Source organism: Actinophytocola sp., assembly GCF_009379765.1.
In the GTDB taxonomy this organism is placed as follows: Bacteria; Actinomycetota; Actinomycetes; order Mycobacteriales; family Pseudonocardiaceae; genus Actinophytocola.
In genome coordinates, this window is sequence record NZ_WHTD01000016.1 from 23,443 (window position 1) to 38,122 (window position 14,680).

At 70.9% G+C, this 14,680-nt stretch carries 15 protein-coding genes; 8 read left to right on the top strand and 7 right to left on the bottom strand.

From position 1 onward, the window contains the following. Positions 1-48 precede the first annotated feature (48 nt). From GEV28_RS07105 to GEV28_RS07120, 4 genes are all read left to right on the top strand, one after another. Positions 49-1,512, top strand: coding sequence for an NCS2 family permease (locus GEV28_RS07105; RefSeq protein ID WP_291409833.1), 1,464 nt, complete (start codon positions 49-51; stop codon positions 1,510-1,512). A 46-nt stretch (positions 1,513-1,558) separates the two neighbouring features. Next, the gene (locus GEV28_RS07110; protein WP_291409834.1) at positions 1,559-2,008 is read left to right on the top strand and encodes a MarR family winged helix-turn-helix transcriptional regulator; all 450 of its coding nucleotides are present in this window, start codon (positions 1,559-1,561) and stop codon (positions 2,006-2,008) included. A 92-nt stretch (positions 2,009-2,100) separates the two neighbouring features. Then, on the top strand, positions 2,101-3,402 hold the full coding sequence (locus tag GEV28_RS07115) for an MFS transporter (protein WP_291409835.1): 1,302 nt from the start codon (positions 2,101-2,103) through the stop codon (positions 3,400-3,402). 166 nt (positions 3,403-3,568) lie between these two features. Beyond that, positions 3,569-4,567 (top strand): NAD(P)-dependent alcohol dehydrogenase, encoded by a 999-nt coding sequence (locus tag GEV28_RS07120; RefSeq protein WP_291409836.1) that lies wholly within the window; start codon positions 3,569-3,571, stop codon positions 4,565-4,567. Between the two features lie 175 nt (positions 4,568-4,742). On the opposite strand, the gene GEV28_RS07125 is transcribed toward GEV28_RS07120, so the two are convergent. Next, positions 4,743-5,528: an HAD-IIA family hydrolase gene (locus tag GEV28_RS07125; RefSeq protein ID WP_291409837.1), complete on the bottom strand. Its 786-nt coding sequence runs from the start codon at positions 5,526-5,528 to the stop codon at positions 4,743-4,745. 59 nt (positions 5,529-5,587) lie between these two features. On the opposite strand from GEV28_RS07125, the gene GEV28_RS07130 reads away from it, so the two are divergent. Continuing rightward, on the top strand, positions 5,588-5,860 hold the full coding sequence (locus GEV28_RS07130; protein ID WP_291409838.1) for a MoaD/ThiS family protein: 273 nt from the start codon (positions 5,588-5,590) through the stop codon (positions 5,858-5,860). A gap of 638 nt (positions 5,861-6,498) precedes the next feature. Next, positions 6,499-7,146 carry a transglycosylase family protein gene (locus GEV28_RS07135; RefSeq protein WP_291409926.1) on the top strand — a complete coding sequence of 216 codons (648 nt, stop codon included), beginning with the start codon at positions 6,499-6,501 and terminating at the stop codon, positions 7,144-7,146. A gap of 268 nt (positions 7,147-7,414) precedes the next feature. Here GEV28_RS07135 and GEV28_RS07140 read toward each other — a convergent pair whose 3' ends face one another. Genes GEV28_RS07140 through GEV28_RS07155 form a run of 4 tightly spaced genes read right to left on the bottom strand, consistent with a single transcriptional unit; the run spans position 7,415 to position 10,501 of the window. Next, complete coding sequence (locus GEV28_RS07140; RefSeq protein ID WP_291409839.1) at positions 7,415-8,386, bottom strand: molybdenum cofactor biosynthesis protein MoaE; 972 nt, start codon at positions 8,384-8,386, stop codon at positions 7,415-7,417. Beyond that, positions 8,383-8,862 (bottom strand): cyclic pyranopterin monophosphate synthase MoaC, encoded by a 480-nt coding sequence (moaC, locus tag GEV28_RS07145; RefSeq protein ID WP_291409840.1) that lies wholly within the window; start codon positions 8,860-8,862, stop codon positions 8,383-8,385. The genes GEV28_RS07140 and moaC overlap by 4 nt, the downstream gene beginning before the upstream one ends. Positions 8,863-8,883: 21 nt before the next feature. After that, positions 8,884-10,287: an NAD-dependent malic enzyme gene (locus GEV28_RS07150; protein WP_291409841.1), complete on the bottom strand. Its 1,404-nt coding sequence runs from the start codon at positions 10,285-10,287 to the stop codon at positions 8,884-8,886. A 25-nt stretch (positions 10,288-10,312) separates the two neighbouring features. After that, positions 10,313-10,501 carry a hypothetical protein gene (locus GEV28_RS07155; protein ID WP_291409843.1) on the bottom strand — a complete coding sequence of 63 codons (189 nt, stop codon included), beginning with the start codon at positions 10,499-10,501 and terminating at the stop codon, positions 10,313-10,315. 103 nt (positions 10,502-10,604) lie between these two features. On the opposite strand from GEV28_RS07155, the gene GEV28_RS07160 reads away from it, so the two are divergent. Together GEV28_RS07160 and GEV28_RS07165 are read left to right on the top strand one after the other, a co-directional pair. After that, positions 10,605-12,884, top strand: a complete 2,280-nt coding sequence (locus GEV28_RS07160; protein WP_291409845.1) for a helicase-associated domain-containing protein — start codon at positions 10,605-10,607, stop codon at positions 12,882-12,884. A 58-nt stretch (positions 12,885-12,942) separates the two neighbouring features. After that, positions 12,943-13,239: a hypothetical protein gene (locus GEV28_RS07165; protein WP_291409847.1), complete on the top strand. Its 297-nt coding sequence runs from the start codon at positions 12,943-12,945 to the stop codon at positions 13,237-13,239. A 114-nt stretch (positions 13,240-13,353) separates the two neighbouring features. Here the strand turns inward: GEV28_RS07165 and GEV28_RS07170 are convergent, their stop codons facing one another. Further along, the gene (locus GEV28_RS07170) at positions 13,354-13,962 is read right to left on the bottom strand and encodes an ATP/GTP-binding protein (protein ID WP_291409849.1); all 609 of its coding nucleotides are present in this window, start codon (positions 13,960-13,962) and stop codon (positions 13,354-13,356) included. Beyond that, the gene (locus GEV28_RS07175) at positions 13,943-14,566 is read right to left on the bottom strand and encodes a DUF742 domain-containing protein (protein WP_291409851.1); all 624 of its coding nucleotides are present in this window, start codon (positions 14,564-14,566) and stop codon (positions 13,943-13,945) included. Before GEV28_RS07175 ends, GEV28_RS07170 begins: the two co-directional genes overlap by 20 nt. Positions 14,567-14,680 lie beyond the last annotated feature (114 nt).

Consider the following 14,680-nt stretch of genomic DNA (forward strand, 5'->3'; position numbering starts at 1 on the left):
GCGCGTCGGGTTCCGCTTGGCCTGCCACATGCGCGAGGCTACCGGCTCATGGCGAACAGGACAGCCGGCTCCGCACTGGATCGCTTCTTCAAGATCACCGAGCGCGGGTCCACGCCGGCCAGAGAGATCCGCGGGGGCCTCGTCACCTTCGTCACGATGGCCTACATCGTCGTGCTGAACCCGCTCATCATCGGCAGCTTCACCGCCGACCCGAACAACCCCACGACGCACGACGACGCGTTCGGCAACATCCTGCCCGCGGGCCAGGTCGCCGCCGTCACCGCGCTCGTGGCCGGTGTCATGACAATCCTGTTCGGACTCGTCGCGAACTACCCGTTCGCGCTGGCCACGGGGCTGGGCATCAACGCGTTCGTGGCGGTGACCATCGTGCCGCAGATGAGCTGGCCGGCCGCGATGGGCCTCGTCCTGCTCAACGGCGTCGTGGTGCTGGTCCTCGTGGTGACCGGCGTGCGCACGATGGTGTTCAACGCGGTACCGCCGTCGCTCAAGGCGGCGATCGCGGTCGGCATCGGCCTGTTCATCACGCTGATCGGGCTGGTCGACGCCGGGTTCGTCCGCCGGCTGCCGGATGTCGCGAACACCACTGTCCCGGTTGGACTGGGCATCAACGGCTCGATCGCGTCCTGGCCGACGTTCGTGTTCGTCGTCGGGCTGATCCTCACCGGGATCCTGGTGGCCAAGCGGGTGAAGGCCGCGATCCTCATCGGCGTGCTCGCCACCACGGTGCTCGCGATCATTGTCGAGGCCATTGTGGACGCCGGCAAGTACGAGGGCGTGAACCCCACGGGCTGGAACCTCGGCTACCCGGCGCTGCCCGACGACGTCGTGGGCGCGCCGAACCTGTCGCTGCTGGGCGACGTCAACCTCGACGCTTGGGTGCAGGTGCCGGTCATCACCGCGGTGCTGCTCGTGTTCACCCTGGTGCTGACCGACTTCTTCGACACGATCGGCACGATGACCGGGCTCGGCAAGGAGGCCGGTCTCGTCGGCGAGGACGGCAAGCTGCCCGGCGTCGGCAAGGCACTGTTCGTCGACGGCCTCGGCGCGGTCGCCGGCGGCGCGGCGTCGTCGAGCTCCAACACCGTCTACATCGAGTCCGCGGCCGGCATCGCCGAGGGCGCGCGGACCGGTCTCGCGAACGTGGTCACCGGCCTGCTGTTCATCGCCGCGATGTTCTTCACCCCGCTCTACCAGGCGGTGCCGGTCGAGGCGGCGGCGCCCGCGCTGGTGGTCGTCGGCGTGCTGATGATGGCGCAGATCAGGGAGATCGACTTCACGGACTTCACGATCGCGCTGCCCGCGTTCCTGACGATCGTGGTGATGCCGTTCACCTACTCGATCGCCAACGGCATCGGCGCCGGCTTCATCAGCTACGTGCTGTTGCGGACCGCGACCGGCCGGGCCCGCGGGATCCACCCGCTGATGTGGGTGGTGGCGGCGTTGTTCGCGGTCTACTTCGCGATCGGGCCGATCCAGGCCGCACTGGGCTGACCATGATCATTGTGACGCAGCGGAAATCGTGAGGTATGCTAACGATGTGTCGAACAAGGAGCAGGACGTAGCCGAACGCTCGTTGGCCAGCCGCCTGCGGCTGGCAACAGTGCGGCTCAACCGCAGGCTTCGCGCCCAGCGGACCAGCTCCTCGGTAACGCTCACCCAGCTTTCCGCGTTGTTCTGCCTGCACAAGTGCGGCCCCCTCACCCCAGGTGAGCTCGCCGCCAAGGAGGTTGTCCAACCCCCGTCCATGACCAGGGTGATCGCTGCGCTCGAGGAGCACGGTTACGTCAGCCGACGACCGCATCCCACTGACGGCCGACAGGCCATCGTAGAGATCACCGAGGAGGGGAGCGCGCTCATTCTGGCCGACATCTCGGCGCGCGAAGCCTGGTTGGACAAGCGACTCGCCGAGTTGGCTCCCGAGCAGCGGGACGTGCTGTCCCAGGCCGCGGAGATCATCGACCGGATGGCGAGCCAACAGGATAAGTGAGAGAAGCAACAGCGTGTGACCCGACCAGGACGACCGGTTCGCCTCGAGCCGCGCTCGTCGACCCGTCGAAGAACGACGTGAACCATCGAGGCATGTTCGGCTCCCTGCGGTTGCGCAACTACCGGCTGTTCGCGTCCGGGCAGGTGGTCTCCAACGTCGGCACCTGGATGCAGCGCATCGCGCAGGACTGGCTGGTGCTGGAGCTGTCCGGGTACAACCCGATCGCGCTCGGCATCGCCGCCTCGCTGCAGTTCCTGCCCACGCTGGCACTGACGCTGTGGGCGGGCGTGCTCGCCGACCGGCTGGACAAGCGCAAGCTGCTGATGCTCGTGCAGTCCGGCATGGCCGTGTCCGCCGTGGTGCTCGGCGTGCTCGACGTGACCGGCCTGGTCGAGCTCTGGCAGGTCTACCTGCTCTGCCTCGTCTTCGGGATGTTCACCGCGTTCGATCCACCGGTGCGCCAGGCGTTCGTCGGCGAGATGGTCGGCAAGGAGCACCTGACGAACGCGGTGGCCCTGAACTCGACGACGTTCAACCTGGCTCGGATCGTCGGCCCCGCCATCGCCGGCATGATGATCGTCTGGACCGGCACCGGCTGGGTGTTCCTGGTCAACGCGGTCTCGACGGTGGCGGTGATCATCGGCCTGGCCCGGATGAACCCCGCGGAGCTGCACCGGAACCCCGCACCCGCGTCGCGTCGCGGCCAGCTGATGGCCGGCCTGCGGTACGTGCGCGGGCGGGCGGACATCATGGCGGTGCTCGTGCTCGTGTTCTGCGTGAGCACGTTCGCGATCACCTTCTTCACGACCCTGGCCATCGCCGCGGCGAACGTCTTCCACCGCGAGGCGGACGGCTACGGGCTGCTGTCCACACTGCTCGCGGTCGGCACGTTCGCGGGTGCGCTGCTGGCGGTTCGGCGCAGCACGCGGCGGCGACCAGGCCTGAAGCTGCTGACCGGCGCGGCGTTCGCGTTCGGGGTGCTGGAGCTGGTGGCCGGGCTGATGCCGAGCTTCCTGACCTTCGGGCTGGCGCTGATCCCGGTCGGCTTCGCGATGATGACGTTCATGAACACGGCCAACACCACGATCCAGCTGGCGACCGCGCCGGAGATGCGCGGGCGGGTGATGGCGCTGTACATGCTGGTGTTCATCGGCGGGAACCCGGTCGGCGGGCCGATGACCGGCTGGATGGCCGCCGAGTTCGGCGGGCGGTCACCGTTCATCATCGGCGGCGTCGTCGCGGCCTTGTCGGCCGTGGTGTGCGGGGTCGTGCTGGCCCGGCGGGGCGGGGTCCAGATGCGGGACCGGATCCGGCCGCGGTGGATCATGCGCTACCGGCGGGCGCGGCCGGCCGAGCCGGCGGTGGCCCCGGAACCGGAGCGGGTCGAGGCCTGACCCGACCGCTCGACGGCCTCCTCGGGCGCTGCCCGGGGAGGCCGAATTTCCATGCGTACCTAGGGATTCTCCCCGATGTGCGGGTCCGGTCGTCGGCGTACCGTTCCCCCCTTGTAGTGCATTCCGGTCAATCGACTCATTCCGCACTCCCGTTTACGGAGCCCCGATGAAGGCAATCGTGCAGGACCGGTACGGCCCACCCGACGTCCTGGAGCTGAGGGAGGTCGCCAAGCCCGTCCCCGCCGACGACGAGGTGCTGGTGCGGGTGCACGCCGCCGCGGTCAACGCCTACGACTGGCACGTCATGCGGGGCGACCCGTACGTGGCGCGCCTGATGACGCCCGCCACGTTCGGGTTCGGCGGGCCCAAGGCGATGATCCGGGGCAGGGACTTCGCGGGGCGGGTGGAGGCGGTCGGCAAGGACATCGACCGGTTCAAGCCCGGCGACGAGGTGTACGGGGACCTCGGCAACGCCGACGGGGCGTTCGCCGAGTACGCGTGTGTCCCGGACGGCGCCGTGGAGCTGAAGCCGGCCAACCTGACGTTCGAGCAGGCGGCCGCGGTGCCGCTGGCGGGGACCACCGCGCTCGTGGGCCTGCGTGACCTGGGCAAGGTCCAGGCGGAGCAGCGGGTCCTGGTCAACGGCGCGTCCGGCGGCGTGGGGACCTTCGCCGTGCAGATCGCCAAGTGGTTCGGCGCGGAGGTGACCGGTGTGTGCAGTACGCGGAACGTGGACCTGGTCCGGTCGCTGGGCGCGGACCACGTCATCGACTACACCCGGGAGGACTTCACCCGCGGCGGAATGCACTACGACCTCGTCTTCGACCTCGTGGGGAACCGTTCGCTGACCGAGTGCCGGCGCGTGCTGACCCCCGAGGGCGCGCTCGTCCTGTCCGGCGGCGGCGTGTCCAAGGGCGGCAGCCTCTTCTGGCCGATGGGGCTCATCATCAGGGGGCAGGTGGTGGCCCGTTTCGCCCGCCGCCGGCGGGTCATCCTGTGCACGGTGCAACCGACCAAGGAGCACCTGGCGGCGTTGCGGGACATCATCGAGTCGGGGAAGGTCACCCCGGTCATCGACCGGACCTACCCGTTGAAGGACGTGCCCGAGGCCATCCACTACGTCGAGGTGGAGCACGCCCGGGTCAAGGTCGTCATCACCGTGTGAGCCCATCTGTGGACAAGTCGACAAAGTGGCGCGAGTGAGATCGACGCTTGCCTCACCGACTAAAGTTAGGCTAGCCTAACGGCGTCGCTTCGTGGTGGGAGCGGCAGTCAGTTCGGGAACATGCGAAACCCCGGTTCGCGGCAGGCGGCACTGCCCGGGCCGGGGTTTCGTGTCGCTACCCGTCGGGGAAGGGATCGTCCGCCTGACCGACCAGGTCCGCCACCGAGTCGATCACCCGGCTCGGGCGGTACGGGAACCTCTCGGCGGTGTCGGCGGACGAGATGCCGGTCATCACCAGGATCGTCCGCAAGCCCGCCTCCAGGCCGGACCGCACGTCCGTGTCCATGCGGTCGCCGATCATCAAGGTCGACTCGGAGTGGGCCCCGAGCGACCGCAGGGCGCTGCGCATCATCAGCGGGTTGGGCTTCCCGACGAAGTACGGGGCGTGGCCCGTCGCCCGCTCGATCAGCGCTGCCACCGAGCCCGTCGCCGGCAGCGAGCCCTCGCGTGACGGGCCCGTCGCGTCCGGGTTCGTCGCGATGAACCGGGCGCCTTGCTCCACCAGGCGGATGGCCGTGGTGATCGCGGTGAAGCTGTAGGTCCGGGTCTCGCCGAGGATCACGTAGTCCGGGTCGCGGTCGGTGAGCACGTACCCGATCTCGTGCAGCGCGGTGGTCAGGCCGGCCTCGCCGATGACGAAGGCCGAGCCGTCCGGGCGTTGGGAGTCCAGGAACATCGCGGTCGCCAGGGCCGAGGTCCAGATCGCGGACTCCGGCACGTCCAGGCCGGTCCGCTGCAGCCGCGCCCGCAGGTCCCGCGGCGTGTAGATGGAGTTGTTGGTCAGCACCAGGAATCGGATCTCCTTGGCGCGCAGCTCCTCGATCAGCTTGTCCGCCCCGGGGACCAGGTGCTCCTCGTGCACCAGCACCCCGTCCATGTCCATCAGATAGGTCCAGGCCATGACCACATCGTCCCGCACGCGGCGGCCGGGCGGACGCGCGCGGCGGTTAACCTGTGAGAGTGACCACCGCCTCCACCACCGCCACGGTGCGGGTGCGCTACTTCGCCGGGGCACGCGCCGCGGCAGGCCTCGACGAGGAAACCGTCGGGCTCGGCGCGGACGCCACCATGCGGACCCTCGTCGACGAGCTCGCCGGCCGGCACGGCGCCGCACTCACCCGCGTGCTCACCGCGTGCAGCTTCCTGCTCGACGGCGTCGCCGTCCGGGACACCTCGATCGCGCTCCCCGACGGGTCCGGGGTCGACGTGCTGCCGCCGTTCGCCGGGGGCTGACCGCGGACGGGTTCTGTCCGCAAGGACCGGGAGACTTGTCGACATGTCCTCCGTAGGAGATCGGCGCCGACACGCCGGGATCGCTCGCTTCCTGCTCGCCGGACTGGAGATCGACTTCACTGTGGAGTCGCCGCCGGAATTAGTTACCGCATTGCGTCGGGTAATCACTCGATTTCAGCATGCAGCCGGCGATCAATTGCAGTAGAGGCCTTTTGATCTCGATAAGCCGCCCTGATCGACGTGACTCAGGACTCACTTAGAGTGAATTATCTCGGGGAGAAAACGGGGAGATAACGGCCGATTCTGTCGCTCTCACCTGCGTAAACGTCGACATCGCAATCGGTTGTCACTCGTTACTGTGACGACGGTCACATGGCTTTGAATTTCCTCAAGGCGTTTTGGTTACGTACCGTCGCTCCCGGTTGGTCCCGACCGACCGCGCAAGACACGAGTGCTCGAAACGCCAAACCCGGTCCGCCGGGCACTCGGAAGAAACCCCGACTGAAAGAGAACCTCCGGACCGGGACGAGGGACCACGACGAGCACCCGAGCGAGGCGTGGTGGCCGGCAAGTCCGGCCCGACCCATGAGGTCGGACCCGTAGCACGCGATCGCGTAGGCGTTGAGGGAGAGACCGAAATGGCGTACGAAGGCAAGCACCGCAAGCCGTCCGTCGCAGTGCGGACCATCGCCCGTGTCGTCGTCGCAGGCGCCGCGATCGGTGTTCCGCTGGCGGTTGCCACTGTCCCCGCCCAGGCCGACCCGTCGGTGAACTGGGACGCCATCGCGCAGTGCGAGAGTGGCGGAAACTGGGGCATCAACACGGGCAACGGCTACTACGGTGGTCTGCAGTTCTCGCAGGGCACCTGGCAGGCCAACGGAGGTAGCGGCAGCCCGGCAAACGCCTCGAAGGCGGAGCAGATCCGGGTCGCCGAGAACACCCTCGCCTCGCAGGGCATCGGCGCGTGGCCGGTGTGTGGCGCGCGTGGCGGTCACTCCGGTGGCGGCCAGAGCAGCCACAACAGCAACAGCGGTTCGCAGCAACAGCAGCAGGCACCGAGCTCCCATCAGTCGGAGCAGGCGCCGCAGCAGTCCGCCCCGGTCAGGCCCGTCCTGGCCAAGTCCAACCCCAAGGGCGACTACACGATCAAGGCCGGCGACACGCTGACCAAGATCGCCGAGCAGCTCAAGGTCAAGGGCGGCTGGAACGCGCTGTACGAGAAGAACAAGCAGTTCATCGGTGACCCGGACCTGATCCTCGTGGGTCAGAAGATCGCCACCAAGTGACCTGCGCCGTGACGTAACCGCGCCACGACACACGAGGGGCTCCACCGCGTAAATCCCCTGGCGGTGGAGCCCTTCGTCATGTCACGAAATCATGTCACGAGGGCCCGGTGCGGACCTCAGGTGCGCCCGAACCCGTGTCGTCCCCCGACGTAGGTGTGTCGCCCTCCCGCGTAGGTGTGTCGACCTCTGACGTGACACGGCCACGCCACAGGTCGACACAGCCACGCCACAGGTCGACACGGGGACGGCGCGGGACGGCGCGGGGCCGCTACGGGCAGTTGACCCACTCGTCGGTGCCGTCGGTGAAGGTCTGGTGCTTCCAGATTGGCAGCCGGGCCTTCACGTCGTCCACCAGGTCCGAGCACGCCGCGAACGCCTCCCGGCGGTGCTCGGCGGCCACCGCGCACGCCAGCGCCACGTCGCCGATGGCCAGGGCGCCGGTCCGATGGCTCACCGCGATCGCGCGCAGGCCCCGGTGCCGGCCGGCCACCGCGGCGGCGACCTCCTCGATCACGGCCTTCGCGCCCGGGTGACCCTCGTAGTCCAGGTTCACCACGCCCCGGCCGCCGTCGTGGTCGCGCACGACCCCGGCGAACGTCACGACCGCGCCGGCCGCGGCCTCGTCGACCAGCGTGGCGTGCTCGTCCACCGACAGCGGCGACTCGCTGATCTCGGCCCGAAGCACCCGCGCGGGCACCGTGGCGGCGGCCGGCCGTTCGGCTGCGGGCGGGTCACCGGCGGGAGCGGTGGCCGCGGCGGTCGGCCGCACGTGGTCGCCGCCGTGCACCTGGTCCACGGCGTGGTCCAGCACGTCCGCGAGCACACCCAGCCCGTCGCGGACCCCACCGGTCGAGCCCGGCAGGTTCACGACGAGGGTCGAGCCCGCCACGCCGGCCCGGCCGCGGGACAGCACGGCCGTCGGCACCGCGGGCAGGCCCGCCGCCCGCACCGCGTCCGCGAGCCCAGGGACCTCGTAGTCCAGCACCGACGCGGTCATCTCCGGCGTGCGGTCGGTCGGCGAGATGCCCGTGCCGCCGGTCGTGACGACGACGTCGACCTCGGCGGCGACGGCGGCACGCAGGGCCGACGCCACCTGCTCGCCGTCCGGCACGACCTCCGCGGGCGGCACGTCGTAGCCGCGCTCGCGCAGCCAGGCGACGATCAGCGGGCCGGTCTTGTCGGCGTACACCCCGGCGGCCGCGCGGTTGGACGCGGTCACCACCCGTGCCGTGCGCGTCATCGGTCCTCCGGTCGGGTCCAGGTGCCGGTCTTGCCGCCGTCCTTGCGCTCGAGCCGAACGGCGTCCAGCACGGCCGCGGGGTCCACGGCCTTGATCATGTCGTGCAGGGTGAGCCCGGCGACCGCGACCGCGGTGAGCGCCTCCATCTCCACACCCGTGCGGTCCGTCGTCCGCGCCGTGGCCGTGATGCCCACCTCGGCGGCGCCCAGGGAGAAGTCGACGGTGACGCCCGAGATGGCGATCGGATGGCACAGCGGGATCAGGTCCGGCGTGCGCTTGGCGCCCATGATGCCGGCGATCCGGGCCGTGGCGAGCGCGTCGCCCTTCTTCAGCCCGTTGGACGCCAGCAGCCCGACGACCTCGGCGGTGGTCCGCACGGTCCCGGTGGCCACCGCGACGCGCGCGGACGCCTCCTTGCCCGTCACGTCCACCATGCGAGCCGCACCGGCGGCGTCGACATGACTCAGCTCACCCACGAGCCGATGCTACGACCCGCCTCACCCGGGGCGGCGGGCGGCGGCCCGGGAGACCGCCTCGGCCACGGCGGGCGCCACGGCCGAGTCGAACACGCTCGGCACGATGAACGAGGCGTTGAGCCGGTCGCCGTCCACCACGTCGGCGATCGCGTCCGAGGCGGCCAGCAGCATCTCGTCGGTGATGCTGTTGGCCTGTGCGTCGAGCAGCCCGCGGAACACCCCGGGGAAGGCCAGCACGTTGTTGATCTGGTTCGGGTAGTCGCTGCGGCCGGTGGCGACCACGGCCGCGTACCGCTGCGCCTCCAGCGGGTCGATCTCCGGGTCCGGGTTGGCCAGCGCGAACACCACCGCGTCCGGCGCCATCGTGGCCACCGCGTCGGCGCCGAACAGGTTGGGCGCCGACACCCCGATGAACACGTCGGCGCCGACGAGCGCGTCGGTCAGCGAGCCGGCGGCCCGGTCATTGTTGGTGTGCTCGGCGACCCAGGTGAGGTTCGGGTCGCGCACCGGGTCCAGGTCCGGCCGGTCGGGATGCACGATGCCGTGCACGTCCACCGCCAGCAGGTCGCCCGGCTTCTTCTGCAGCAGCAGCCGGATGATCGCCGAGCCGGCCGCGCCCGCGCCGCACACCACGATCCTGCAGTCCGACAGCTGCTTGCCGACCGCCCGCAGGGCGTTGCGCAGCGCGGCGACCACCACGATCGCGGTGCCGTGCTGGTCGTCGTGGAACACCGGGATGTCGAGCATCTCGCGCAGCCGCGCCTCGATCTCGAAGCAGCGCGGCGCGGCGATGTCCTCCAGGTTGATGCCGCCGTACACGGGCGCGATCAGCTGGACGGTGCGGATGATCTCCTCGGTGTCCTGGGTGTCCAGGCACACCGGCCAGGCGTCGACGCCGGCGAACTTCTTGAACAGCGCGGCCTTGCCCTCCATCACCGGCAGCGCCGCGGCCGGCCCGAGGTTGCCCAGGCCCAGCACCGCCGAGCCGTCGGTGACCACCGCGACCGTGTTGCGCTTGATCGTCAGCCGGCGCGCGTCGTCCGGGTTCTCCGCGATCGCCTGGCAGATCCGGGCGACCCCCGGCGTGTAGGCGCGGGAGAGGTCGTCACGGTTGCGGAGCTGGACCTTGGCGCTGACCTCGATCTTGCCGCCGAGGTGGATGAGGAACGTCCGGTCCGACACCTTGCGGACGGCGACGCCATCCAGCAACTCGAGCGCCTGGGTGATGTCCCGGACGTGCTCGTCGGAGTAGGTGTTGGCGGTGATGTCGACGACGATCCGGTCGCCGTGCGACTCGACGACGTCGAACGCGGTGATGACCGCGCCGGCCCGGCCGACGGCCGCGGCGAGGTCGCCGGCCGAGCTGGCCGACGGCGGTGCCTCGACCCGGACGGTGATGGAGTAGCCAGGACCAGGAACCGGCATGTGGATCGCTCCCGAGTGGACGGACCTACTGCTTGTTGATCTCGGTGACCGGGTGCTGGTAGCCGACCTGCTCGGCCGGCAGCGGGAAGACCAGGTCGCCGTACGGGGACAGCGCACCCTGCCGGTCGGTGGCGGTCTCGCTCACCGGGTGCCCACCGTCCACGTCGTCCGGCCAGTGCGGGTCGATGTAGTGCGATTTGTCGGCCTTCGCCACGGGGCCCCTCCTGGGATCTCGGCCAGCGCGTCAACGGAGATAGAGGCTACCGGACCTCGGTGGCGGCCTGATGACGCCTCCGTGCCGCGTATACCGTGGTCACGTGCCCGCCGTCCCGCTCACCGAATGGCTGCGCGGCCAGGACGACCAGCTCTTGGCCGACCTGCTGCGCGCACGCCCCGACCTCGCGACCCCGCCACCCGCCGACGTGGCCGTCCTGGCCGCGCGGACCGGCAGCCGCGCGTCGGTGACCAGGGCCGCCGAGGGGCTGGACACGTTCACCCTGGCCGTGCTGGACGCGCTGGTGGTGGCCGGCGCCGACAGCTCCCCCGTGCCGGTCGACGCGGTCACCGCGCTGGTCGGGCCGGGCGCGGACCCGAGCCGGGTGCGAGCGGCCGTCGAGCAGCTGGTCCGCCTCGCGCTCGCCTGGGGCACCGCGGACATCTCCGTCGCACCGGCCGCGCGCGAGGCGAGTGGCCTCTACCCCGCCGGGCTCGGCCAGCCATCCGACGCGCTGGCCGGTGTCGACATCCCGGCGCTGCTCGACGAGCTCACCGAGGCCGACCGCCGGCTGCTCACCACGCTCGCGCACGGCTCGCCGGTGGGCCGGACCAAGGACCCTGTAGTCAGCTCAGGCGTCGTCGTGCCGCTCGAGCGGGCGCGGACACCGGTGCAGCGCATGCTCGCGATGGGCCTGCTGCTGCGCCGGGACGCGGAGACCGTCGAGCTGCCCCGCCAGGTCGGCCTCGCCCTGCGCGGCGACAGTCCACTCGGGACGGTGCGGCTGGACGAGCCGGCGCTGCGCACCTCCCGACACCCATCGTCCACTGTGGACGCCACTGGCGCGGGCGAGGTGCTGGAGCTGTTGCGCCGCACGGAAAGCCTGCTCGAGTCCTGGGGCAAGGATCCGGCCACGGTACTCAAGGCAGGCGGCCTCGGGGTGCGCGACGTGCGCAAGCTCACCCGCGAGCTCGACACCGACGAGCGCGGCGCGGGCTTCGTCGCCGAGCTCGCGTTCGGTGCCGGGATGATCGCCGACAGCGGCGCGCCGAGCAATGCCGAGTGGCTGCCGACCACGCTCGCCGACCCGTGGCTCACCGCCACCCCGGCCAACCAGTGGGCCACGCTCGCCGCCGCGTGGCTGGACCTCCCCCGGCTGCCCGGGCTCGCCGGCATGCGGGACGCGAAGGACCGGGTGCTCGCGCCGCTGTCCGACGACCTGCGCCGCCCGCCCGCGCCGGCCGAGCGCCGCCGAGTGCTCACCGCCCTCGCCGGGCTGCCCGCCGGCACCGGCGTCGCGTCTCCCGACGAGGTCGCCGACGTGCTGGCCTGGCGCGCGCCGCGGCGCGGTGGCCGGCTGCGCGACGAGATCGTCCGCTGGACGCTCACCGAGGCGACGGCGCTCGGCGTGGTCGCGCTGGGGGCGATCACGTCGGCGGGCCGGGCGCTGCTCACCGACGGCCCGGCCGCCGCGGCGAAGCGGATGGCCGAGTCGATGCCCGAGCCGCTCGACCACGTGCTGGTGCAGGCGGACCTGACGGTGGTCGCGCCGGGGCCGCTGGAACCCCAGCTCGCGATCGACGTCGGCCAGGTCGCCGACATCGAGTCCGCCGGCAGCGCGACGGTCTACCGGGTGACCGAGGCGTCGGTTCGCCGCGCGCTGGACATCGGGCGGACCGCGGAGGAGCTGCACGAGCTGTTCCGGACCCGGTCCCGGACGCCGGTGCCGCAGTCGCTGAGCTACCTGATCGACGACGTGGCCCGCCGGCACGGCCGGCTGCGCGGCGGGGCGGCGGCCTCGTTCCTCCGCTGCGACGACCCGGTGCTGGTGGCCGAGGTCGTCGCGCATCCGGCGGCGACCCGCCTCGAGCTGCGCCGCATCGCGCCGACGGTGCTGGTGAGCCCCCTGCCGCTGGCCGACGTGCTGGACGAGCTGCGCAAGGCCGGCTTCGCGCCTGCGGCCGAGGGCGCCGACGGCGAGGTGCTCGACCTGCGCCCGACCGGCCTGCGGCTGCCCGCGTCGGCCCGCACCCGCCGGGCCGGCCTGCCCACACCGCCGAGCGACGAGCGGATGCGCGACATCGTCCACCAGCTGCGCGCGGGAGACACCGCGGCCGCGACGCGCCGGGGCCGGACGGTGTCGCTCGCCGCGGGCAGCGGTGCGGCGGACACGGCCGCGACGCTCGCTCTGCTGCGGGAGGCGATCGAGCAGCGTGGGCACGTGCTGATCGACTTCGTGGACTCGCGCGGGGTGGCGAGCCAGCGCCTGGTCACGCCGTTCCGGGTGGGTGGCGGCGTGCTGGAGGGTCGGGACGCCACCGGGGACGCGGTGCGGCAGTACCCGCTGCACCGGATCACGACGGCGTCGCTGATCGGGACGTGACCCGGCGGCTCCAACGGGACCCGACCGGTTCTCCAGGAGGAGCGTGCACCGTCCTCGCATGGGCGGTACCAGTGACGACGCGGACCGGCGCACGGACCGGAGCACGACGGCGGACCGGCTGCGGCTGATGCGCGAGGACTTCCTGGACCGGGCCGACGTGATAGACGGCGGCGTCCGCGCCCTGCTCGGCCGGATCGATCTGACCCGCACCGACGCGGACCACGACCGCATGATCGACGCCCTGATGGGGGTGAGCCGAGCCGCGGACGCCTTGCGGGCCTTGGCCCGCAACGACCTGGCCGGCGCGGACGAGGCGACGAGCTCGATGGCCCACTACGCCCGCCGAGCCCGCTAACCCGCCTCCCCGGAATCCAAAGTGTTGGTTGCGTCCCAGCGGACGGTGCGGATCTCCGGTGGTTGGTGGCTGGGTGCCGTCACGGTCCCCTGAGGTTGCGTTGGTCGGCGCGGACTAGCCGGCGCGGGCGGACATGCGCTGGTGCATCGCGTGCTCCACCAGCGTGATGAGCGTCTCCTTCGTGGACTCGCGGTCTCGCGCGTCGCACGTCACCACCGGGACCGACTGCTCGATCGTGAGCGCGTCGCGCACGTCGTCGACGCGGTGGTGGAGCACTCGGTCGAAGCAGTTGATCGCCACCACGTAGGGCAGCTGCCGGTCCTCGAAGAAGTCGATCGACGCGAACGCGTCGGCGAGCCTGCGCGTGTCGACCAGGACGACGGCGCCGATGGCGCCGCGCACGAGGTCGTCCCACATGAACCAGAACCGGTGCTGACCCGGCGTACCGAACAGGTACAGGATCAGGTCGCTGTCCAGTGAGACGCGCCCGAAGTCCATGGCCACCGTCGTGGTGACCTTGTTCGGCGTTGCCGAGAGGTCGTCCACGTCCACGCTGGCCTCGGTCATGACGGCCTCGGTGGTGAGCGGGACGATCTCGGACACGGAGCCGACGAGAGTCGTCTTGCCGACCCCGAACCCGCCGGCGACAACGATCTTGGCCGAGGTAGTCGGCTGCGGTGACGTGCCGCGCGGGCTGAGGGGACTAGAGCCTGCGGAGACCACTGAGCACCCTTTCCATGAATTCGATCGACGGCCGGTCGCCAACGACCATGCCGCTCTGATGGATCAGGACCAGCCCCATACCGGCCATGTCTCCGATCAACACCCTGGCCACCCCGAGCGGGAGCCGCAGATGAGCGGCCACCTCGGCGACGGACCTGGTGTCCAAGCAAAGACCACAGATCGACCGGTGCTCCGGTAGCACGGCCGCGTCCGGGGCCTTCCCCCGATCGCTGGTGGACACCAGCGCCTCGATCGCAAGATCATAGTCGGACCTCGTGCGGCCACCCGTCTTGGTGTACGGCCGTACCAACGATCCGGTTTCGAACGACGCGGGAGCCCCTCGCCCGATCGGCCCGCTGCCGAGCATGTCGGCGCTGGAACCCCAGACGCCGCTGCCCGCGACAGCGTTGACGCCGCTGTCGTCCGGACCGATGCTCGGGATCTCCTTGCTGTCCCAAGCGGACTGCGCCGGAATCCCCGAATCGCCGTACAGCGTCGCCCCGGGCCCACCGAACAACCTGGCCCGGAAACCGTCGACGTCGAACCGGTTAGGTGCGTCGCCGACATCATGCTCGGGGAGGTCCTCCCAACCTTTCTCCGGCATCTCTACTCGCCTCCGCTCTGACTCTCCGGCGCGCGGTAATCGTCGCTGCAGGTGTCCCCGAGTTGGACGCATAAGGCCCAGCCTCCGCTCTGCTTCCGCTTCCGCGCGGTGAGC

Excerpts from the sequence above, each read along its gene's own strand:
- GEV28_RS07105 (WP_291409833.1), top strand. The coding sequence starts at position 49 with ATGGCGAACAGGACAGCCGGCTCCGCACTGGATCGCTTCTTCAAGATC.
- GEV28_RS07115 (WP_291409835.1), top strand. The coding sequence starts at position 2,101 with ATGTTCGGCTCCCTGCGGTTGCGCAACTACCGGCTGTTCGCGTCCGGG.
- GEV28_RS07120 (WP_291409836.1), top strand. The coding sequence starts at position 3,569 with ATGAAGGCAATCGTGCAGGACCGGTACGGCCCACCCGACGTCCTGGAG.
- GEV28_RS07125 (WP_291409837.1), bottom strand. The coding sequence starts at position 5,528 with ATGGCCTGGACCTATCTGATGGACATGGACGGGGTGCTGGTGCACGAG.
- GEV28_RS07135 (WP_291409926.1), top strand. The coding sequence starts at position 6,499 with ATGGCGTACGAAGGCAAGCACCGCAAGCCGTCCGTCGCAGTGCGGACC.
- GEV28_RS07140 (WP_291409839.1), bottom strand. The coding sequence starts at position 8,386 with ATGACGCGCACGGCACGGGTGGTGACCGCGTCCAACCGCGCGGCCGCC.
- GEV28_RS07150 (WP_291409841.1), bottom strand. The coding sequence starts at position 10,287 with ATGCCGGTTCCTGGTCCTGGCTACTCCATCACCGTCCGGGTCGAGGCA.
- GEV28_RS07165 (WP_291409847.1), top strand. The coding sequence starts at position 12,943 with ATGGGCGGTACCAGTGACGACGCGGACCGGCGCACGGACCGGAGCACG.
- GEV28_RS07175 (WP_291409851.1), bottom strand. The coding sequence starts at position 14,566 with ATGCCGGAGAAAGGTTGGGAGGACCTCCCCGAGCATGATGTCGGCGAC.